Here is a 20,894-nt window from a genome sequence, read left to right as displayed (position 1 = left end):
CAGTCACTCTGCGAGGTGCTGGCGGCGTTCGTTCATGAATTTGTCGAGATCACTGCGCGCCGGTCCGACGCGACCGAAAATCTCGCGTGCGACCAGAGGCGTCAATCCGTATTTCGCAATGAATTCCGTAAGGTCGTAATGCCCGTAATAGACGGCCTCCGACGGATTGATGATCTTGGCGCGCCCTCGTTTTACAGAGGCAGACGGTTTGCTTCCATGGGAAGCGGGCTGGTGCTGTGCCATCTCGATCTCCTGGTGTCGAGCAACGTCGGTATTGGCGGTTTGCAACCCACGCCGACCCGTGGGCTGCGTCACCGTCCAAGTATTCCAACGTCCATTTTGTTCCCGCCCGGAAGCCTTGGAGCGCGACAATACCGAGGTTTCGACGCCGAATAGAATGCCCCGATCCACCATTGAGACATGGGAGCTGTCGCTCGCCCGGGGGGCGAGACGTGTTGTAAAGAAGGTCGGTGCGGTTACCGGGTCGCAATCAGCCAGCGCTTGCCGGGATTGCGCCATCAGGATCCCGGTCGCAGCCGATCCCGTTCGGCATCTATCTCCCCGTTCGTCCAAGGTCTGCCAGTCTCATCGAAACGTTCCCAGCCCGTCTGCTCGTAGTCGGCGCGGCGCTCTGCGGGGTCCACGCTCGCTCGGCCGAGGATAGCCTGAACGCGGTAGGCCATCGGTTCGTCGAGAAGACGGGCAATGACCAGTGTGCCGCCACGGCGTATCCCTTCCGCGTAGAAATGTGCGTCCTCTTCATAAACGCCGGCATCAATCAGCCCGCCGATGATACCGCCCACCGCGCCGATGGAAACGGCCCCGGCGGCCGCCCCGGCAAGTGTTGCGACCAGCCAACCGGCGGCGACGACGGGACCGACCCCTGGGATGGCCATCAGGCCAAGACCCGCCAACAGTCCGAGAGTACCTCCGCTCACCGCGCCGACGGCCGCCCCAGTTCCGGCACCCTCGACGGCGTGGCTTTCGCCCGCATGCCAGCCGCCCACATTATTGGCGATGATGCTTATGTTCTCGGAGGGAACGCCCGCCTGCTCCATCTCAGTGACTGCTGCGCGTGCGTCGGCGTAGTCGTCGAACAACCCTGTCACCGTTTGCATGCGAAACCTCCTTGTCGCTGCCGGCGGCACTGGCTCACCCAGAAACTCCGCAAGTTGTCTTGGCCCAACCGGCTGTCGTTTCTTTGGTTCCGGTCGGTTGGCGCCGGGCCAGGCGTGGCGGGGCGGAACGGATTCCAAAAACTGGCCGTAGCGAGAGACGATCGTTGTTTCGGTCAGTCGATCTTTCCCATTAAAGCCGTGCCGAGACTGCCCATGGCGAACGAGGCGCCGAAGGCGAAGATCTGCATGAAGAGGGCGACGGGTTCGATTGAGCCGCTGTGGCCAAGCGCCTCCGGGTTTTGGGCCACGATCACCAGAGCGGTAATGGCGCCCAACAGGAAGCCGGACGACAGATGCCAAAGGAGAAAACGCAACAACATGGGCATTTCTACCTCCGCGGAAGAGAGGCGGGTGCCTTCGGCGACAAGCGCTGCCGCGAGCAACGATCAATCGGAATTGATCGCCTCGCGGCTCACGCGTTCCTCCAGCCTCGCCAGGTAGGATTGCAGGCGGAGAAGCTTCTTCCGATTGTCGGCAACGAGCCCTTTGATCACCTTGGAGCGGTTCATGTCGGGAGCCACGCCAACGACTTCGCTCGCTTCCGCAAGGATGTCGTCGATCTCGTGTTCGAGCTCTTTCGTCATTTGCCGCAACATTGCCAATTGTTCTTCGAGCGGATGTGCATCCGCATCTGCATCGAAATATGACTGGTTATGCCGTCCAGCATCGAGCGTCGGCGTTTCCTTGCGCATCACCGTGCACTCCTCCGGCAGCCGAACCGGCCTACGCGCAATTGGTTCCCGGCCATTAATTTCGCCGGGGATAGCGTGCAGCCGGAGTGCTGCGATCGAGCTTCGCTGTTATCCGACCATGAGCTTGAGAGCCTCCGGATCGTGGACGCCCGATCGAAACAGTTCGATGACGCGCGCCGCAAGGGTCTGCGCGCGGATGTCCGCGGGCGAAATCGTCTTCTCTCTCAACAGTTGATTGAGCACGTCTTGCAGCATCGCCATCTCGTGTGGGCGAATTACTCTGCTTGGATCTTGCCTGTTGGTGTGCATGGGGTTTTCTCCTGGAGAAGCCCCATCCAACTTGCGCTGCGCGATTTTGTTCCTGCGAAAGGGCTTTGCCATGAGCAAGGACCACCAAAATCGGATTACGCTTCGGTGCCCTTTCTAGGGCCGGTTGGTTTTGCTGCCCAATGGCGCGCTGAAGCGGGTGTATCAGGCCTCATGCTGCCATTCTGCGGCAGCTTTCGGCGCAGCGGCGACACGCTTCGACGCAACTTTCCATGTTGCCGAGATGCATGCAATCATCCGCACACTCTTGGCAGAGGTCAGCGCAAATCCGGCAGACTTGCCGGTGGTGTTCGGTGCCGATCATCATCAAGCGCGCGGACGCCTGGCATAGCTCGGAACAGGAGAGAATGAGCCGAAGATGCCGCGGTTCCACATGTTTTCCCCCAAGTTCAATGCACCGTTGCATGGCTGTGTCCAGGCATTCACGATGGCAAACGAGGCAATCGTCGATGCATTCGCTCATCTCGGACATCTGGTTGTCGTACATGGTGCTGTCCTCCTGCTGTTTGGGCATCGATCATGCGGGAACTGTTTCGCGTGCTCCTGTTGAACCAAGCGCCGACAGGAAAGGTTCCCGATGTGTGCGCAAGCCAGCCCTTGCGTCGCCCGGGCACGCGACAAATTAAGGTGGCGTCTTGAAGCCGCTCATCGACCTACCTGCTCTTCTTCGAGCGGCGACGTCTTAGAAATCGGACGAACTGGGCTTCGTCAGCCCGAAGTCCCGCAAGAGGCTTTGGGTTGGCGCTGCCTTTCGGGATTGTTTCGCCAGGATCGGAAAGGGCGAGGACGGCGGGATGGACATAGCTCTTGCGGCAGACGGCGGCTGTGTTGTGGAGGACCTTCGCTGCCGCTTCGCACATTTGCTTGATTGTCGGGCGCCCGCCTTCGTTGAGGGCTTGTCGCGCGACGGCAAAAGCAGCAACGCTTCCCGCCCAGGTTCTGAACGTCTTGGCGGAGATCTGGGTGCCGGCGATCTCGGCGAGATAGCGATTGAAACGGCCGGAATCGATCGGCTGTGCCTTGCCGTTAGACTCCACGTAAACAAAGAGTTGTCGCCCCGGAAGTTCAGCAATTTCCTCCAGAATTCGTTGCAGTCTGGGGTTGCGCAGGCGTCTGCGGATACGCTGCCCGCCCTTGCCCCTGAAGTTCAGTTCGATGCAATCGTCCCGGATCTTGAGATGCCGCTTGAGAAGCGTGACGGCGCCGTAGCTGCCGTTCTGCTCGACATAGTTGGCACTCCCGATGCGAAGCGGTGCCTGATCGAGCAGCGCAGCCAGCGCGGCGAAAATTGTGGTCGGATCGTCGATCGGCCCGCTCATATGCTTGCGGATCGTTCGGCGCATCCGCGGGAGTGCATTGGCAAAGGCAGGAAGTTGGTCGTATTTGGCGCGGCTTCGCAATTCCTGCCAGGCATCGTGGTAGCGATATTGTTTCCGGCCGCGCGCATCGTAACCGGTCGCCTGAAGGTGGCCGTTCCTGTTTGCGCAAATCCACACATGTTCGTAGGCTGGCGGCAACCCAAGCGCTTCGATGCGTTCAATGATGCGGGGGTCTTTCAAGGGTTCGCCGTTCGGGCCTCGATAACAAAAGCCCTTTCCGACACGTGACCGACTGTAGCCCGGTTCCTTGTCGGAAACGTAGACAAGGTCGTGCTCAGCCGGTGACACGCTCTGGCCTGTGGCCAATCAGACCCGCCCCATCAACAGCAGTACCACCAGTACGACGACCAGAACGCCCAGCAGGCCGGACGGGCCGTAGCCCCAATTCGCAGAATAGGGCCACGCGGGAAAGGCGCCGACCAGCAGCAGGATCAGGATGATCAGCAGTATTGTTCCAAGCATCTTTCAGTCCTTCCGCTATTTGCTCCTTGAATCACCAGACTTCGATGACTTCACGGGTCTGAGGGTTGATCAGCACTTTGCGGTCGTTGAGCACGACATAGCCGTAGGCGGGCTGATTTGGGATCGTATGGATCTCGACGGTATCGGGAAGGCGAGTGCCGACGTCCAGATCGCCCTGATAGACGACCGAAGGGCCGCTCTGCTCAAGAACATAGCTTTTGACTTCGCCGGGCACGACGACGGTTGCGGTCTGCGCGACGGCGACACCACCGAAGGACAGGCCCGCGAACAAACTTGCCAGGATTACTTTCTTCATGATCAAGCCTCCTAACTGGTGTGGACTAACCGACGATTGCGAGAATGGTTCCGAAATGCAGCCGATGGCGGCAGGCCGAGCGGGTATAGGGTGGCGGCCGCTTTCGCCCGTGCGCCCGTCGCACCGCACGGGTGTCGAGATGACGATCGTCAGCGGCTGCGCATCCGCAGCCTATCCTCGGGAAACATCTCGCTTTTCGAACTTCGGCCACGGGTCCTGTTCGCGGGGTTGCGGCCGACGCCTTCAACTTCGCCCGGAACCCGTCGTCGTCCTCCGAGTTTATTTATCGAACAGGAGGAACCAATGGTGAAAACGATCGAAACCAACGTCGACGCTGGTGCCGGACGTGACTTCGAATGTCAGTTGGCAATGAGCGATCAATTTCGGCTCCTGACGGAATTCGCCGAACATGCCGGGTGGTCCTGGGACGAAATCGCCATGGCCTTGCTGGAGCTGACCGACGACTATGTCGCCGCCATGCGCACGCCGTTGGAACCCCCCGTGGCGCACGCCAGGTTCGTTCCCAAAAGCAATACGCGGCACTGAGTTCGATGTGCCTGGTATCACCAGCGCATCTTTCCGAAAGATCAGGCGTTCCTGGTGAACGGCGCGTCACGAACGCAGCTCGACTTCTTTGGCCGCATAATACTTAGGCATGATGTTCGATACTCATTTCAAAGTAGAAGGCACGGATGAACTACTTCCTTTTTCATCCGCAGCACCCCAATTTGATCGTATTCTGAAGACGCCTTTTGCAGTAGTCTCTAATATATTGGTTGTTGTAGAGTAAGCGTGTTCGTAAAAATTTTTAGCGGAGAGTCTCTGTCAAGTTAATGCGGCGGAATGCTCTCAAAGTATAAACCGAAGTATTGATATGACCTGGTAGCCCAGCTCCGGTGGTTTCATTGCGGCTCATGGTCTGAATATTTTCGGGTCTGGGGGAAATGTAATTATGATCTTAAAAAAATCGAACGGAAAGCAATTAGCTCACGATACCTTCCACTTGTCCGGTAAACACTTCGAAACCGTCGAAGTGGGCCCGGAGGCAGCCCCGCAACGGGAGCGTCTGCTGGTTATCATCGACGGACGCGCGCTGGACCGACAATGCCTGGCGCAGAGCATCGTTGCCCACAAGGCGGAGCTGCGTGTGCTGGCCTTTGGGTCAATCGAGGAATGGAGACAGCGACACAGCCAGTGGCCTCAACTGTCCGCGATCCTGCTGAACATCGGCGGGAGAAGAATTTCTGAGCCGGCCGTCGCCGAAGAAATTCGCAAGATATCGTCGGATTTTGAGCCGGCGCCCGTTATCGTCCTGGCAGACACAGACGAACTTAGCCAGATCATGAAGGCGCTTGAATGCGGAGCAAAGGGCTACATTCCGTCCTCCGTCAGCATCGATGTGTGCATAGAGGCTGTCTACCTTGCTTTGGCCGGCGGCACATTCGTTCCTGCCAGCAGCGTGTTCGCCATGCGCCAGTTGCTGGAAACGGGCAGCACGGCCGCACGTCCGCTCGCCGGCATGTTCACGGCGCGCCAGGCGGAAGTGGTCGAAGCCCTCCGACGTGGAAAGGCCAACAAGATCATCGCCTATGAACTCAATCTGCGCGAAAGCACCGTCAAGGTTCATATCCGCAATATCATGAAGAAGATAAAGGCGACGAACAGGACCGAGGTCGCCTACAAGATAAACGATCTGTTCCCCGCGGATCCGCCAGTCGACGGCATCGGCCAGCGGTATCGCTGACGGGACGTGTCGCTGGACGCCGCGCTTGACCAAGAGCGAAGACCCATGGCCTCAGTGCCTTGGGCCCGCTCGGACCGGTCCGAGAAGCACATCGCTTGCATAAGTAAAGGCTTCCGTTTATTGTAAGGGTTCAGCGAGTTCAGCTGGGTGTGCGTGAGGTTACGTTGGTATCCGATCGGCGCCGCAAACAAGAAATGCACTGGAAATGCAGGGAATACTCACCTGCAGTGCGGCAGCGTACTTAAAATTTCCTTTCGACCTTTCCCAACATATTCTCGCTCACATCTCTACGTGAGCCGTCGGCCGCTGCGAAAGTCCGGCACCCTGAAGATCCTTTCCCTCAACGCGATGCCAGCTCGCAAGCATCTTGCCTGATCGAGCCGTGCGCCCTCGTCGCCCGAGCGATCATTGCTTCAAATCTCTCTCCTCCTGCTGATTGCGTCGATCTGGTTCCCGGGCGCCACACGGATTGCAGGGACGGATGGTTCGCTTTCCTTCCTGCTGGCGCTGTTTTGCGCCGTCGTCGGCGTGGCATCATACGGAGAGCTCGGAAAACGCATTCACCGCACCGAGGCGACCTTGGCGACGGCATTGCTGACCACCGCCGCCCTGATCATCGCTCTATCCCTGTTGTCCATGCTCCACGCCGACAATCCGATGCGGGCCATGCGAGCGATCTTCGCGCAGATCTTCGGTTTTGCCACGATCCCGGCGGTTGCCGCCCTGTCCACCAGGCCGAATGGTCAGGTTTTGATCGACCGGCTGGTGACGGCGATGATCGTCATGAGTGTTGCAACGGCGTGCCTCGTCGTCGTCGGCCTCGGTGGAGGCAGGTTCGCCGACAGGGCGGAAGGCTACTTCAAACATTCAAACCAGTTAGGCATCGCGCTTTCGGCCGGCTTGCCCCTTGTCGCCGCCCGGATGGTGACGACCCGCAAACACCGATTGCTGCTTGCCGGTTGTATGGTCGTCGTACTCCTTGGCCTGGTCAAATCAGGCTCCAAAACCAATTTCGTCGTCGGTGTCATCGGGCTCGGGCTCTTCTTCGCCTTGTATGCAATCTATCTTGCGGTACGGAGGCAGCGCCCCCTGTCGGTCGTCGCCGGCGTGATTGCGGCACCAGTGGCGCTCCAGATGGCGCTGGTCATCCTGCAATCCCTCAATCCGCGGGCATATCGGCTGTTGATGACCCAGGTGTCCGGCGGCGAGGCTCATTCCATGGTGTCGCGCGAACGGCTTTGGACCATCTCGATCGACCTGGGTCTCGCGCATCCGTTCACGGGCGTAGGTGCGGGCCAACCGATCGGCGACATCGCTCCCCACAGCCACAACCTGTTCATCGAATATTTTCGCACCCTCGGCGTGCCCGGCGTCGGACTGATCACCATCATGGTGCTGCTGATCGTCATATTTCTCGTCAGTGCCGTGGTTCCCACCCTGATGGGGCACGGCGAGAGCAGGCATGCGACCGTCACCAATGTCATGCTGCTCGGATCGGCGGTCTGTGTCTGGAACTATCTGGTAGCAAACCAGATGAGCGATTCTTTCGGCCCGTCGACGGCGCCATTCTTCTGGATCCCGCTCGCGCTGCTGATCGCCTATCGCAGCATGCAGCGATCGCCGGTGGCAGCAAAGGCAGACCAGAGCCGGGTGACTTACGGCCGGCCGATGCCGGCTGCTGCGCGGACGTTGGAGATATGAGGGTGGCCGGCGTGGATCTGGGGCCGGCGGCTGCGAAGGGGCCGGGTGCGATGGCTGGGGGCGAACCGCGAAGCGTCGGCGGCTACGCGCTGCCAGCAGGCATTCGTTTCATCGAATTCTTCGGTCTTCCGGGCATCGGCAAGACCACGGCTTCCCGCCTGTTGGCCGAACGGCTGCGAAGCGCCGGCTCCGTCGTCGACGAAAAAAGGACGACATGGGAAGACAAGGCGCTCGTCGCGCGGCAACTCAATCGCCTGAACCTCGTCCTGCCAAGACTGCGCCACGGCGACTTTCGCTCGATAGCATCGCGCATTGCGAAGTTCGTTGCCGAGGACGGACAGGAGGCGCCGGTCGACCTCCTGCGTTGGACCTGGTCTCTCTGGTCGGTCGCCGCCTATATGGCCGACCAGCGATCAAAGGGCGACAAGGTCACGGTCTTGGATCAGGGGCTGCTGCAGGGATTCTGGTCCGTTCTGCTGAAGAGCCGTCATCGAGGTACCTCCGAGCACTGGCTGGATATCATCGCCGCGATCGGACTCGACGACATCGTCTTCGTCGAATTGCGCGGCGGCATCGATCTTGCGCGAAATCGGATTCGAAGCAGGGACGATCGCGCTTCTCGCCTTCAGCGCCAAACCGCGACGGGCGAGGGGGCGCTCTGGACCAAGGCGGAACGCGCCTATTGCACGATCGCTGCCGATCTTTGGAGACGACAGAACGCGGCACACAGCATGCCCATGCTTGCGGTCGTGGACATGAGCGCCTCGGCCTCGCCCGAGGAGGTAGCGGACAAGACGCTGCAGGCCGTGCTTCTGGCCTATGAGCGCAGACAAAGATCCATCGAGTCGGGGAGCCACTGAACGTGAAGCTCGATCGACGGTCATTCATGCGCCTCGCCGGTGCCGGTCCCGCCCTCGCGTTGTTAACCGGTTCGGGCGTCACGAGTGAACGACCGACTTCGGTCGATGAAGACGACGGGGACGGCACACGCATCGTGCTGAGTGGCGAATACGGCTATGCGCAGAAGACCATTCGCAACCTTCCGCCCGAAACCGCCATCGATGCCAGACGGGCCCTCTTCACTGTCGCCAACAGCCGGAACGCGGCTCCGAATGCGATTCTCGGCTGCGACATCGGTATGCAGCCGGTCAATCCCTATCCGATCGTCCTTCGCAATTGTCCCGGCGTTCATTTCGTCGGCGGCCGCATCAATGGCGAAGTGCCGCTTCAGTCGGACTGGGCGCACACCTATTGCAACAGTGCCGGCTTGCTCATCAGAGACGGAACGACACGACCGACGATCGAAGGCGTGCGCGCGCGCCGCTGCTGGGATGGCATCCGCTTCACCGACCAGGCGAGCGGCTTCTATCTCAAAGGCTGCTGGCTGAGCGAGATTCGGGACGACGCCGTGGAAGATGACTACCTTCTCGGGGGCATCATCGAGGATTGCCTGTTCGACGGTTGTTTTTCAGGCGTAAGTCTCGACCCGGCATCGAATGATCGCGACGGGCACGAAGAAGTGGTGACGATCGATCGATCGCTGATCCGGATGCAGGCCTTCCTCGCCAAAGGTGACATAACGCATCAAGCCCCGGTCAAAGCCTCCGAAGTCTCTCCGAAGCTGAAAATTACCAATTCGGTTTTTGCCTTTTCCTCCGCAAAGATGCGGGGATTTCGGCGATTGGAACGAACCTGGCAAAGAGCGTTTGAAAACCACGGCAACGCACTCTTGTGGCTCCCGGACGATCCGATTCCGCCGGAACTGCCGCTTCCGCCGGACGGATTTGATCTGCTGACCGGCAACGACGCCCGCGACTATTGGAACAATGCCCGCCGACAGTGGATCAGTGCCCACCCTGACGTTGCCCGCTTTTCCGATGACGAACTGTGACGAGATCGCAGCCGGCTGCTCGAGATGCACCAGGTCAGACACGTGACGAGCGCGTATGACCTTCCACCCATTTGAACCCGACCGAAGGTAAAAGCCCCATGAAAGCCAGACAAGTCGAGCTCCTTTGCACCCTGGGTCCCGCATCGCTCAATGACAGGGTGATCCATTGGTTGGAAAGAACAGGCACGTCGCTGCTGCGCCTCAATCTTTCCCACACGAAGGTCGAGGAGATCGAGCGGATCATCGGCTACGTCAAGCAACGCACGTCTGTGCCACTCTGCCTGGATACGGAAGGAGCCCAGGTTCGTACCGGGCCATTTGCCGACGGCAAGGTGACGGTACGAGAAAATCGTTTCCTGACCGCGCATGCCAGACCGGTCACGGGAAACCAGTCCGCCATCAGCCTCTACCCGCCCTATATCGTCAACAAGCTCGAAGTCGGCGATTTCGTCAGTATCGACTTTAACGCGGTTCTGTCCCAGGTTGTCGAGAAGCGTGACGACGAGGTCGTGCTTAGGGTTCTGAACGGTGGGGAGATCGGGCAGAACAAGGCGGTGACGGTTCAGCGAACGATCGAAATGCCGCCGCTCACAGCGAAGGATGTCGCCGCGATCGCCATCGGCCGGCGGATGGGAATCCGCCACTTCGCGCTTTCCTTCGCTCATCGCGCCTCAGACGTGGACGTGATCCGCTCGCATGCCGGCAGCGACGCGACCATCATTTCCAAGATAGAGTGCCTCGGCGGGCTGCGTCATCTGGCGGCGATTGCCGAAAAATCTGAGGCGATCCTCATCGACCGCGGCGATCTCTCCCGCGAAGTTCCGATCGAGCAAATCCCCGCAATACAGAAGATGATCATCAGCCAGGCGAAGGCGCATGGCGCCAAGGCCTATGTCGCGACGAACCTGCTTGAATCGATGACCAGCGCACCGACGCCCACTCGCGCCGAAGTCAACGACATCTACAACACCCTGGCGGATGGCGCCGATGGCCTCGTTCTGGCGGCGGAAACCGCGATCGGTCAATATCCGGTCAATTGTGCGCGGATGGTGACAAAGGTCGCCCAGCAATTCCTGCGGAACACGAACAATGGTGGGCGCCCCATCCGTGTTCGCCCTTCGGCACTGATGCCGGGTGTCGAGCCGCATGGCGGGCGCCTGGTCTGCCAGGCGCCGGGTCCCGTCGAAATCCCCGACATCAAGCATTTGCCGACGATCAGGGTCGCTGACGAGGAATTGACCGACGTCGAGCAGATTTGCCGCGGCACCTTCTCGCCGCTGCGCGGTTTCATGGACCGGGCCTGCCTGGAAAGCGTGCTGGAGGAAAAGCGTCTGCCCGGCGGGCCGATCTGGACGATGCCGATTCTGCTCGCCGTGCCGGAGGAAATGGCGATCCGCTACGCCAAGGGCGACCGGGTCCTCCTGACCACGCAAGACGGGTCGCCGCATTCCGTGCTCGACGTGTCGGAAACCTACGAATTCCAGCCGGAGCTTCTGGCGCGCAAATGGTTCGGCACCGAGTCACGCGAACACCCCGGCGTCGCGCGCGTGCTGACGCGCGGCGGTCATTTCCTCGCTGGCCAGGTCACGCTCGTGCAGCCGCTGCTCTTGCCCTGGCGACGCTATGATCTGACCCCTTCGCAATTGCGGACGGTTTTTGCTCACAAGGGCTGGACCCGGGTGGTTGCATTCCATAGCCGCAATCTCGTCCATCGCGGTCACGAGATGATTCAGCTCGAGGCCCTGGAACGGACCTATGCCGATGGCCTGTTGGTCAACCCGATCGTTGGCCATACCAAGCGCGGAGATTTTCTGCCGCACGTGATCCTCGATGGCTATCAGGCGATGCTGGACTACGGCATCTACCCGCCGGGCAAGGTGGTGCTGGCAAGCTTCATCACCTATCCGCGATTTGCCGGTCCCCGCGAAGCAGTCTTTACCGCGCTTTGCCGCAAGAACATGGGCTGCAGTCACATCATTGTCGGGCGCGATCACTCAGGCGTCGGCGACTTCTACGGGGTAAATGCCGGTCGCGAACTCTTCGAGGAGCTCGGAGATATCGGCATCGAACCGATTTTCTTCGATGCCGTCGGCTACGACACCCAGTCCGAGCGCTATGTCGACTTGAGCGCCTGCGGAACAGCCAGACCGATCAGCGGCACGGAAATCCGGCGCGCCCTGAAGGCTGGCGAAGCGCTGCCGAACTGGATGATGCGCTCCGAAGTGCAGGACGTCGTTCGGGCCGAGTTGATGATGAAACGAGCGCTGTTCCAGGAATAGCAGCAGGACAGGGGAGTATAGACCGTGCAGGGAAGAATGCATCTACAGCCCGAAACGCGGCATCCGCGCGCTTCGCTACAGGCTGGAACGGTACTGTGGCTGCTCGGACCGACGTCGGCGGGCAAGACGACGCTCGCGACACGTGTCGTCGCCGATCTGAGGGCGGCCGGGATTCCCGCCATTCTCTTCGATGGTGATGAGGTCCGCGACTTCTTCGGCGCAAAGCTTGGCTTCGGCGCAGAAAGCCGGCTGCACGTCGTTTCTATTCTCGCGCACCTGGCGAACAAGGCGGCAGAGGCCGGCCTCAATGTGGTCGTGGCGGCCCTGACGGCCGGTGAAGACGCGCGCGAATATGTTCGCAAGAATGTCAGAAACCTGACGACCGGCTACGTCGCCTGTTCGATCCAGGGCTGCGCCGAACGGGATCCGAAGGGGCTTTACGGCAAGGCCATGCGCGGCGAGATCGATACGCTGATCGGCTATAACACCACCTACAGACCACCGGAAAACCCCGACTTCGTCCTCGACACGGAACTCTATTCGCTCGATGAGCTGGCAGCCCGCGTCGTTGCCACCTACACCCGGATTGACGGCCGTGCGTGACATCGGCAGCCGCATGGTTCACCGGGCGCCGCCCTTTGAGGCTGCGTCATGAGCGATTCCGAAACCGCGCGTTTTTTCCTGTCGCTGGTGCTGCTGCTTATCGGAGCGCTGGGCGGCGGTCACCTGTTCGAGCGCCTGAAGATGCCCCGGGTCATCGGCGAGATAGCCGGCGGTATCGTCCTTGGTCCATCGGTGCTTGGCACGATTTCGCCCGAAGCGCACGAATGGCTGTTCGCGGCCTTTCCGGCGCAGTCCGCTCTGCTGACGGCCTTCTACTGGTTCGGCCTCGTCCTCCTGATGTTCACGGCGGGCTTCAAGGTTCAGGCAGAGGGCGGTGGGGCCGCAGGCCGCATCGTGATCGCCCTGGTGGTCGGCGCGCTGATGATCCCGTTCGTGCTCGGCTATGCGAGCGCCTCGCTATTCGCGGACACCCAGCGTGGTGATCCCTTCGCCTTCAAGCTCGTTATGGGAATAGCTGCCGCGGTTACGTCGATCCCGGTCATCTCGCGGATATTTCTCGATCTGGGCCTGATGGGAACGCCCTTCGCGCGCAACGTCATCGGGGCCGCCACGATTCAGGATCTCATCCTCTGGACGATCCTCGCCGTCGCCACGGCGGTCCAGCATGGCGAGGCGGCGAGCGCGGCCGGCATCGGGCGCGTGGTCGCCATAACGCTCGGTTTCGTGCTCGCCTCCCTGTTTTTCGCACCGGCAGTCGTAAGGGCGCTTCGCCGATGGATGATCGGCAAATTCAGTGAAGCGCCTTTTACCGGCTACACGATGCTGCTGTGCCTGATCTTCGTCGCCGGTGCGAGCCTTTTGAACGTGAACATCGTTTTCGCAGCGCTCGTTGCGGGCCTGGTCATGGCGCGGTTTCCCTCGCGGCACCTCGCTCCCGTCAAACAGCACATCGCCGACATCGCGATCTGGTTCTTTGTTCCGATCTACTTTGCGCTCGTAGGACAGCGGCTCAATCTCGCACATGAGTTCGATGCCGGGCTGACCGTTCTGTTCATCGGCATGAGCACGACCATCAAGCTCGTGAGTTGCACTCTTGCCGCAAGAGCCGCCGACTGCGACTGGGCGAGGGCGCTGGATTACGGCGTCTCCATGAACACGCGTGGCGGGCCGGGCATCGTGCTCGCCAGCGTCGCCTATGCGGCGGGCATCATCGACGGCCGTATGTTCACGGCTCTGGTGCTTGCCTCGATCCTGACCTCGTTTGCCACCGGGCTGTGGTTGCGTTGGCGGCTCGTGCGCAATCCGAAAGTCTTTGCCGGATTGGCCGGATCGCCGGCCGAGTGAGAATTTGAAAGCCGCCTGCGCCGCGGGATGGGGAGGGATGAACCGCTATGGGAGCTTATTTGGGAATGCGAGGCGACGGTGTGGCGCCCCGTTTCGTCACCCAGGCACGGCTCGTCCGGATCAGGGGGCAGAATGTCCTGTTCAGTGCATCGCAACACGCGATCTTCACCCTGAATGACACTGCCGCCTATATCTGGCGCCTGCTGGAGCAGGGAAAGCCGACGGAGGCCGTCGAGCGCGCCGGCGTCGATGCCCGGGATGCGCATGGGCAGGTCGAGGCGGCGATCGAGGATTGGCAGCGCCTGGGCTTGATCCGGCCCCGCATCTCGCCGCTCGATATTTCCGCGCAAGAGCACGTGAGCCAGATGCTGAGCGTTGCCGGGCGCCGTATGCGCATCCTCTATCCGATTGCCCACGCCTTTCCGACGATGGCCATATTCAGGCATCTCGAGGTCGAGGAGGCCACCCCCGACACCGTCTTCCAGTTGGCCGAGCACGGTGACCGGCTCCACTTGTTTCGCGATGGCGAATGGCTCCTGGCTTCGGCTCCGGACCAAATGGCGACAATATTGAAGGGAGAAATGCTGAGCGATGTCCTCGGTGCCGGCAGCTACGAACTGGCCCTTCACGCGGCAGCACTCCTCAAGAATGAGCAGCTTGTTCTGCTCTGCGGCGAGCCGGGGGCGGGCAAGACGACACTGACGATGGCGTTGGCCCATGCCGGATTCGGTTTCGCGTCGGACGACGTGACCCTCCTGAATGCTGACGGGCGCTGTGTCGGGCTGCCGTTCGCACCCGCCGTCAAGTCGGGTGCATGGCCTTTGCTGGCGGAGCGTTTTCCCGACCTCGATGCAGCGCCGATCTTCCGACGCCCGGACAACCGGCGCGTGCGCTATGTCGTGCCGAAGGCCGCTGCCTCCCTGACCGCGCAGTCGTGGCCGGTCGGCGCCGTCATCCTCCTCCATCGTGACCGCGCTGCGCGGCCGAGTTTGGACAAGGTCGACCCGGTGGATGTGCTGCGCGGCCTGCTTGGTGGTGCGTTCGCGCCGGGCGGCGAGCTGGGCGATACCGGTTTTGACGTATTGGCTGGCGTCATAGGATCCGTGAAGGCCTATCGCCTGACCTATTCCGGGCTCGATGAGGCGGTCAGGCTGATTGGGCGGGCATGCTCATGAAGCCCGCACCAAACCCACTCGACGCGTTGATTGCGGGCCTTTGCGGCCGTGTTGTCGACCAGCCGGACTGGCCGGCGATAATTGCGCTGGCGAACCAGACCTTGCTGACGCCGGCCCTGTTCGCGTCCCTCGAGCAGGCGGGCCGCATCGGGGACGTGCCCGGCGACGTGCGCGACTATCTTCAGTTCATTCGCGATTGCAATCGGGAGCGCAATGTCCGACTGCGGCTGCAGTTGGAGGAAGCCGTTGCCACTCTGAACGCTATTGGCGTCGCTCCGGTTCTGTTGAAGGGTGCGGTTCCGCTCTTTCTCTCGCAAACCGTTCCGGATCGGATAACCAGCGACATCGACCTGGCTGTTGCGGCGCGCGACGAACCATTGGCGCAAGCCTGCCTGGAACAGCTTGGCTATGTTGGCGTGCCCGATGGTCGTGGCATGGCGCGCGACCGGGACGTGGGCGTGCTGGAGTTGCGGGCCTATCGTGCGGATGGCCTTGGGCGCCCGAAGCTCGTCCAGCAGGGGAAGCTCTCCGTGAAAATCCCTCCTGCGCAGTCGCGTGCCCTGCACTGGATCGTGCATGACCTTCTCAAGGAAGGAGACTACTGGCGAGGGAGGATCGACCTCAGGCACATGTATGACCTGGCACAGCTGGCCGAAAGCGAACCTATCGACTGGGCCACACTTCGAGCATTGCTCGCGGGCAGAAGCGCGCGCAATGCTGTCGAAATGCAGTTGCTGACCCTGCATCGCTTTTTCGGGACGAGCATCCCGCCCGGGTGTGGGGAGCGGTTGACGATCCGATTCCAGCATTGGAGGCGCGTCTTTGCCTCATGTCATCCGATCCTGGGGGCACCCTTGCGCCTGGCTGGCAACCTTTTTTGGGGTGCAAGGCGGTTTTCACGCGTCCACGACCTCGCTCGACGGAATCCGGTCCATCTCGCCCGCCGGATCGCGGCCGTCCTCTTGAATAAAGATCTTCGCTCAAAGATTTAAAGTATTTATGTATGCGTATCGCCAATTGAACCCTAGCGTGTAAAGTGATAGTGTATCCGAATAATTTAAGTCCGCGCAAAAAGGGAAGTGTCATGTCGATAAATACCCAAAAAGGCGTAGACAATTCGCCAGAAAGACTTAATACTGAAGCGGAAGCGCGCCGAAATTTTCTCATGAAGGCCGGAAAATTTGCTGCTGTAACTCCTCCCGCCATAACCTTGTTGCTTGGCACCAGCCTGAGTTCGCGCGCCATTGCCAAATCCAGCGGATCGCACCCCAAATACCCGCGGCCAGGATATGGATGGGGAGACAAGAACCACCATCACTACGGGCCGCCCGGCCAACTGAAAAAGCTTATCAAGCTGGACCTCGATTTTTGGAACCACAAGAAATGATCCCCGACGAGGGAAGGCGCCCGTGTTAAGACACAGGCCGTTCGTCTCAGCAAGCCGGCAGAAATGCCGGCTTCTTGCGTTCCGGGGCACGATTGCAGGTTTGCTTTGATCGCAGCCGGATAGAGGTGACAGATCGTGATGCAATTCAAAGTGCTGCAGTGACCTTGCGCCTCTGAGAGACAGCGGTGCCGTAGAACGACAAAGCCGGAGCCCCGTGTTATCAGGGCTCCGGCTTTGTCGTTTCGCCGGTTGTACGAATTGGGCTTATCTGGGCCGAAAGCGGCAGATCAGATCACATCATTTAGACAAGCAGTCCTGCCCGGACGAAGTTGTCGTCGTGGAGTTGCTCGGCATGCACGCCGAGCAAGGTCAGGTGGTCCGTGCCGCTGAGATTGGCTACCACGTTTGCGCCCTGGTTCGATGCCACCTGCCGGAATTCGCTGGCGCTGTCGATGCCAAATGCACGCAGGTCGAGGACGTCGCCGGTGGCAGCGCCGGCCCTGAAGTTTAGGATTGCATCGTTGCCATCACCAGTCTGGAACACGAAGCGATTGCTGTCTTTGCCCCCGACCAGCGTATCGTTGCCGCGTCCGCCCGTCAGCGTCGCATTGCTTCCAAGCCCCCAGAGGTAGTCGGCACCCGTCGTACCGTTCAGCACATAGCCGCCGTTGACGATTGTCGGGACACGTCCGGTCGGCGTCGCGATGAAATAGGAGTCGGTGAGCGAACTCGTCGCGGTGGTCCCGTTGAAGCTGGTAACGTTGTAGAACTCAATCAACATGCCCTGATCGGTGATGGTTACAAGGTTGGCGCCGACATTCGGGACGTCGCGGCCCGCACCGCCGAGGCCGGTTGTGGTATAGGGAAGCTGTAGACCGTCGCCGTTGTCATCGCGGTTTTCACGGTAGTAGTTGTGCTCGTGGCCGGCAAACACCGCATTTACACCCCACGGCTCGAAGGGCCACCGCATGGTGCTGGTGCTGCCGCCTGGATTGTAGGGCGTGTGATGGAAATAGGCGACGTTGAAGCTTGCGTTCGACGCATCGAGCGTGGAGTGCATCCATTGCCCCTGGACTGACGTCGCGCTGCGGCCGTCTGCTTCCTGCTTGTTGCTGTTCAGCGCAAAGAAATGCACCGGCCCGATCTGGAAGTCGTAGTATCTTTCGTTGTCGGGCAGCGTGAAGTAGTTCAGATAATTGGTGACGTTGTTCTCGTTGTACTCGTGGTTGCCGAGCACGGGGAAGAAACGATTGATGGCGCTGCCGGCGCCGTAGGCGCCTTGGTAGTTGCCGACATAGTCGTGGTACTGCTGGCCGACGGCTGCGTCCAATGTCTGCGGCGCGTAGACGTTGTCGCCGACAGTGAGGATGAAATCGACGTTCCAGTTGTGGACGAGCGCCGCGACCGCCTTTTCTCCATTGAGGCTCGTGTCGCCGAAATCGCCGAAGACCGCGAAGCGGTACAGGGTCTGCGGTCCGGCTTGGGCCGCAACGTTGACGGTGTAATCGTGCGTGGCTGTGCTTCCATCGGACGACGTTGCCGTCACACGAAGGGCGATTGAGGGTTCGGTCTGGGCATTGAGCGTGCCCGTGGCGGAACGGGTGATGACCCCATTGGCATCGATCGCGAAGCGATTATCGGTGAGGCTGTAGCTGATCGTCGAGCCGGCATCGGGGTCTCTCGCCGAGGCGGTGATGCCGACCCGGGTTCCTGCCGCCGCGCTCTGGACGATGCGGTTGTTGGCTGTGTCGGCGTCGGCCGGATCGTTGAAGGCGATCGGTTCGGGGCTGTCGAGAATACCGAGAGTGAAGGTCTGGCTGGCTGTGCTTCGGTCGGATGAGGTTGCCGTCACCGTCAGCGTAATCGAGCTCTGGGTCTCGAAGTCCAGCGTGCCGATACCGGAGCGCGTAATGACGCCGTTCGAACCAATGGAGAAGCGCGCGTCGTCGATGCTGTAGGTAACGGTGGAACCGGCGTCCGGATCGCCGGCCGAAGCGGTGATGCCTATGGCGGTGCCGGCCGCAGCCAACTCCGCGATCTGGCTGTCAGCCGGATCGGCATCGGGAGGCGTATTGAAGACGACCGGAGCGCTTGTCGGCAGCACATAATATTCGACGTGCAGCAACGGAGCCGCAGCCACGTTGCCGTCAAAGGCCCTTGCAGTGCGCGTGCCGGTGCCGGTGACAAGGAGCACCATGTCATTGAGTGCCGCCCAGCCGTCGCGGTCGACGATCTCCTGCACGATCGCCTTCAGGTCCGGCGTGCGCTGTGCGAGGCCCGCCGCTCCGCGTGTTGTCCAGTCCGCAGGCGTCCAGGCGACCGACGCGTCGGTTGTCGTGCGAGAAGAAACATTGAACTGAGCGGTCGTGAAGGCGGCGGCATCGTCCACATCCTGGCCGCGGATCATGAGCGATGCTGCCCCCGTGCTCACCTGGTCGACGGTAAATTGGATATAGGCATTGGTGATGATCGCGCCCTTGGGAATATCGATTCCGGTGAAGCGCATACCGACGGTCTGGACCTTGGCGCCGTCGACGGTCAGTTCCAGGTCGCCGCTGGTGGCAGAGACCGAGCCCGAAGGAGCTTCTTCAACATCGTCGAGGCTGGCGACAACTCTCCTTTCGAAGATCACGCTGTCAGTGGCAGGCGGACTGATGATGATGGTGTAATCCTGGGTGGCGATACTGCCATCGGACGAAGTCGCCGTCACACGCAGCGTAATCGCCGATTCGGCCTGAGCATCGAGGGTTCCGATTGCGGAGCGCGTGATGACGCCATTGCCGTCGATGGCGAAACGCGGATCGTTGAGACCGTAGGTCACGGTCGAGCCCGCATCGGGATCGCGGGCCGAAGCGGTGATCCCGACCCTGGTGCCGGCGGCAGCATTTTGGGCGATCCTGTCGGCGGTCGGGTCGCTATCGGCCGGGTTGCCGAAGGCGACCGGTTCCTGGGTGTTGAGAACGCTGACCGTAAAGGTTTGGTAGGCCCTGCTGAAATCCGAGGACGTGGCCGTCACGGTCAACGTAATCGAGGTCTGGGTCTCAAAGTCCAGTGTGCCGACGTCCGACCGGGTGATGACGCCGTTTGCATCGATGGCAAAGCGTGCGTCGTCGACGCTGTAGGTAATGGTGTCGCCGGGGGTGGGGTCGGCCGCCGAAGCCGTGATGCCGATGGCGGTGCCGGCGGCCGCAAGCTCGGCGATCTCGTTGGCGACCGGATCGGCGTCTGCGGGCGTATTGAAGACGACCGGATCGCCGGATGTCGGCAGGGTATATTCAACGTGCAGGAGCGGTGCGGCCGTCGGGCTGCCATCATAGGCTCTGGCCGTGCGCGTGCCGCTGCCGGTGATCAGGAACACCATGTCGTTGAGCGCCGCCCAACCGTCGCGGCTGACGATCTCCTGGATGATTGCGCTGAGATCGGGCGTGCGCTGCGCCGCGCCGGCCTCGCCGCGCACCGCCCAGTCTGCAGGCGTCCAGGCGATGGATGCATCGGTTGCCGGGCGCGAGGTGACGTTGAACGTCGTGGCGGCGAAAGCCGCGGCATCATCCACATCCTGGCCGCGAATGAGGAGCGAAATCGTCCCCGTGCTCACCTCATCAACGGTGAACTGGATATAGGCATTGGTAATGATGGCGCCCTTCGGAATGTCGATGCCGGTAAAGCGGATCCCAACAGTCTGGCCAACGCCGTCATCAACGGCCAACTCGAGATCGCTGCTGGTCAAGGACGTCGAGCCGCTCGACCGTTCCTCTGCGTCGTCTGCGCTTGAGGCCACCCTTGTCTCGAAGACTGGATCGACTGCGAGTGCGGCGATCGTCGCGCTGTTTGGCGCGGTTGCGCCGGTTTCGGCTGGCGCCTCCAGGGTGGCCGCGTCGGACAGTCGGCTCCCGCTTCCTAGCGTATTGTCGTCGGGCCCCTGGGTGCCAGAGGTCGGCGCAGTGCTGATCGTGCCGGCGACAGATTCTTCCTCCGCGTTGGTCACAGTGACGAGCGAGTGGTCGCTGCGATCGAGCGAGGCAGAAGACCCCCAGCTCCCAGCCAGGTCAATTGCCGATCGCGGTTGCGCTGCTTTCGGGTGAACGGAGCCGATTGGAACAGCGGCGAGGTCGTCAAAGGTGTAATTGCCGTCGACGTCAAAACCAAGTGCGAACTCGATCGCGAGCAGTTTTGGGTCGTCCAGGCCGGACGGGATGCGGGACAGCTTGGCCATGTCCAATCTCCTTTGCACGGCTTGCGGACAGCCGGAGCCCACCGGTGCGCGCCGGCGCTTCCATGTCCGTCAGGGGAGGGGGATTTTCGGGAGCCGGTCGGTAACGGGATACAAGCGACGAAATGCCCCCCGCTGGACGAGGACTTATTTCGTCGGCCGAAGACGGCAGACCCAGTCAGTTCATTCAGACAAGAAATCCTGTCCGGACGGTTTGGGCAGCGCCATAACGCCAGAAGCCACGA

Annotated in this window: 21 protein-coding genes; 11 read left to right on the top strand and 10 right to left on the bottom strand. The window is 61.0% G+C overall.

Going from position 1 to position 20,894, the window contains the following annotated elements:
* Positions 1-3: 3 nt before the first annotated feature.
* From BHMPCIPO_RS28210 to BHMPCIPO_RS28170, 9 genes are all read right to left on the bottom strand, one after another.
* On the bottom strand, positions 4-519 hold the full coding sequence (locus BHMPCIPO_RS28210; RefSeq protein WP_173520008.1) for a hypothetical protein: 516 nt from the start codon (positions 517-519) through the stop codon (positions 4-6).
* A complete protein-coding gene (locus BHMPCIPO_RS28205) occupies positions 519-1,118 on the bottom strand; it encodes a general stress protein (protein WP_173520007.1) in 600 nt (199 codons plus the stop codon). The genes BHMPCIPO_RS28210 and BHMPCIPO_RS28205 overlap by 1 nt, the downstream gene beginning before the upstream one ends.
* Before the next feature lie 173 nt (positions 1,119-1,291).
* Complete coding sequence (locus BHMPCIPO_RS28200) at positions 1,292-1,561, bottom strand: hypothetical protein (RefSeq protein WP_173520006.1); 270 nt, start codon at positions 1,559-1,561, stop codon at positions 1,292-1,294.
* A 3-nt stretch (positions 1,562-1,564) separates the two neighbouring features.
* Positions 1,565-1,870, bottom strand: a complete 306-nt coding sequence (locus tag BHMPCIPO_RS28195) for a hypothetical protein (protein WP_173520005.1) — start codon at positions 1,868-1,870, stop codon at positions 1,565-1,567.
* A 108-nt stretch (positions 1,871-1,978) separates the two neighbouring features.
* Complete coding sequence (locus BHMPCIPO_RS28190) at positions 1,979-2,251, bottom strand: hypothetical protein (RefSeq protein ID WP_173520004.1); 273 nt, start codon at positions 2,249-2,251, stop codon at positions 1,979-1,981.
* 97 nt (positions 2,252-2,348) lie between these two features.
* Positions 2,349-2,684, bottom strand: a complete 336-nt coding sequence (locus BHMPCIPO_RS28185) for a four-helix bundle copper-binding protein (RefSeq protein WP_173520003.1) — start codon at positions 2,682-2,684, stop codon at positions 2,349-2,351.
* Positions 2,685-2,850: 166 nt separating this feature from the next.
* Positions 2,851-3,864, bottom strand: a complete 1,014-nt coding sequence (locus BHMPCIPO_RS28180) for a DNA topoisomerase IB (RefSeq protein WP_376741726.1) — start codon at positions 3,862-3,864, stop codon at positions 2,851-2,853.
* An 18-nt stretch (positions 3,865-3,882) separates the two neighbouring features.
* A complete protein-coding gene (locus tag BHMPCIPO_RS28175) occupies positions 3,883-4,038 on the bottom strand; it encodes a DUF3309 family protein (RefSeq protein ID WP_173520001.1) in 156 nt (51 codons plus the stop codon).
* Positions 4,039-4,069: 31 nt separating this feature from the next.
* Positions 4,070-4,354 carry a DUF1236 domain-containing protein gene (locus BHMPCIPO_RS28170; protein ID WP_173520000.1) on the bottom strand — a complete coding sequence of 95 codons (285 nt, stop codon included), beginning with the start codon at positions 4,352-4,354 and terminating at the stop codon, positions 4,070-4,072.
* 303 nt (positions 4,355-4,657) lie between these two features.
* Between BHMPCIPO_RS28170 and BHMPCIPO_RS28165 the strand changes: the two genes are divergently transcribed.
* The 11 genes from BHMPCIPO_RS28165 to BHMPCIPO_RS28115 all read left to right on the top strand — a co-directional run bounded on the left by BHMPCIPO_RS28165 (position 4,658) and on the right by BHMPCIPO_RS28115 (position 16,439).
* Positions 4,658-4,900 (top strand): hypothetical protein, encoded by a 243-nt coding sequence (locus BHMPCIPO_RS28165; RefSeq protein ID WP_246304589.1) that lies wholly within the window; start codon positions 4,658-4,660, stop codon positions 4,898-4,900.
* Positions 4,901-5,306: 406 nt separating this feature from the next.
* A complete protein-coding gene (locus BHMPCIPO_RS28160) occupies positions 5,307-6,098 on the top strand; it encodes a response regulator transcription factor (RefSeq protein ID WP_173519999.1) in 792 nt (263 codons plus the stop codon).
* Positions 6,099-6,506: 408 nt separating this feature from the next.
* Complete coding sequence (locus BHMPCIPO_RS28155) at positions 6,507-7,799, top strand: O-antigen ligase family protein (RefSeq protein ID WP_173519998.1); 1,293 nt, start codon at positions 6,507-6,509, stop codon at positions 7,797-7,799.
* Between the two features lie 2 nt (positions 7,800-7,801).
* Entirely contained in the window at positions 7,802-8,659 is an 858-nt protein-coding gene (locus BHMPCIPO_RS28150; protein ID WP_173519997.1) for a nucleoside/nucleotide kinase family protein, read from the top strand.
* Positions 8,660-8,661: 2 nt separating this feature from the next.
* The gene (locus BHMPCIPO_RS28145) at positions 8,662-9,690 is read left to right on the top strand and encodes a hypothetical protein (RefSeq protein WP_173519996.1); all 1,029 of its coding nucleotides are present in this window, start codon (positions 8,662-8,664) and stop codon (positions 9,688-9,690) included.
* Positions 9,691-9,788: 98 nt separating this feature from the next.
* Positions 9,789-11,969: a pyruvate kinase gene (locus BHMPCIPO_RS28140; RefSeq protein ID WP_173519995.1), complete on the top strand. Its 2,181-nt coding sequence runs from the start codon at positions 9,789-9,791 to the stop codon at positions 11,967-11,969.
* Between the two features lie 36 nt (positions 11,970-12,005).
* Complete coding sequence (locus tag BHMPCIPO_RS28135; RefSeq protein WP_173519994.1) at positions 12,006-12,572, top strand: adenylyl-sulfate kinase; 567 nt, start codon at positions 12,006-12,008, stop codon at positions 12,570-12,572.
* Between the two features lie 48 nt (positions 12,573-12,620).
* Complete coding sequence (locus BHMPCIPO_RS28130; RefSeq protein WP_173519993.1) at positions 12,621-13,877, top strand: cation:proton antiporter; 1,257 nt, start codon at positions 12,621-12,623, stop codon at positions 13,875-13,877.
* A 47-nt stretch (positions 13,878-13,924) separates the two neighbouring features.
* Complete coding sequence (locus BHMPCIPO_RS28125; protein ID WP_173519992.1) at positions 13,925-15,052, top strand: PqqD family protein; 1,128 nt, start codon at positions 13,925-13,927, stop codon at positions 15,050-15,052.
* Positions 15,043-16,044, top strand: coding sequence for a nucleotidyltransferase family protein (locus tag BHMPCIPO_RS28120; RefSeq protein ID WP_246304588.1), 1,002 nt, complete (start codon positions 15,043-15,045; stop codon positions 16,042-16,044). Before BHMPCIPO_RS28125 ends, BHMPCIPO_RS28120 begins: the two co-directional genes overlap by 10 nt.
* Positions 16,045-16,136: 92 nt before the next feature.
* The gene (locus BHMPCIPO_RS28115) at positions 16,137-16,439 is read left to right on the top strand and encodes a hypothetical protein (RefSeq protein ID WP_173519990.1); all 303 of its coding nucleotides are present in this window, start codon (positions 16,137-16,139) and stop codon (positions 16,437-16,439) included.
* Positions 16,440-16,740: 301 nt separating this feature from the next.
* On the opposite strand, the gene BHMPCIPO_RS28110 is transcribed toward BHMPCIPO_RS28115, so the two are convergent.
* A complete protein-coding gene (locus tag BHMPCIPO_RS28110; RefSeq protein ID WP_173519989.1) occupies positions 16,741-20,652 on the bottom strand; it encodes a metallophosphoesterase in 3,912 nt (1,303 codons plus the stop codon).
* Between the last annotated feature and the right edge of the window lie 242 nt (positions 20,653-20,894).

The organism is Ensifer sesbaniae (assembly GCF_013283665.1).
GTDB lineage: Bacteria > Pseudomonadota > Alphaproteobacteria > Rhizobiales > Rhizobiaceae > Ensifer > Ensifer sesbaniae.
This window is presented reverse-complemented; position numbering and strand designations above follow the sequence as displayed.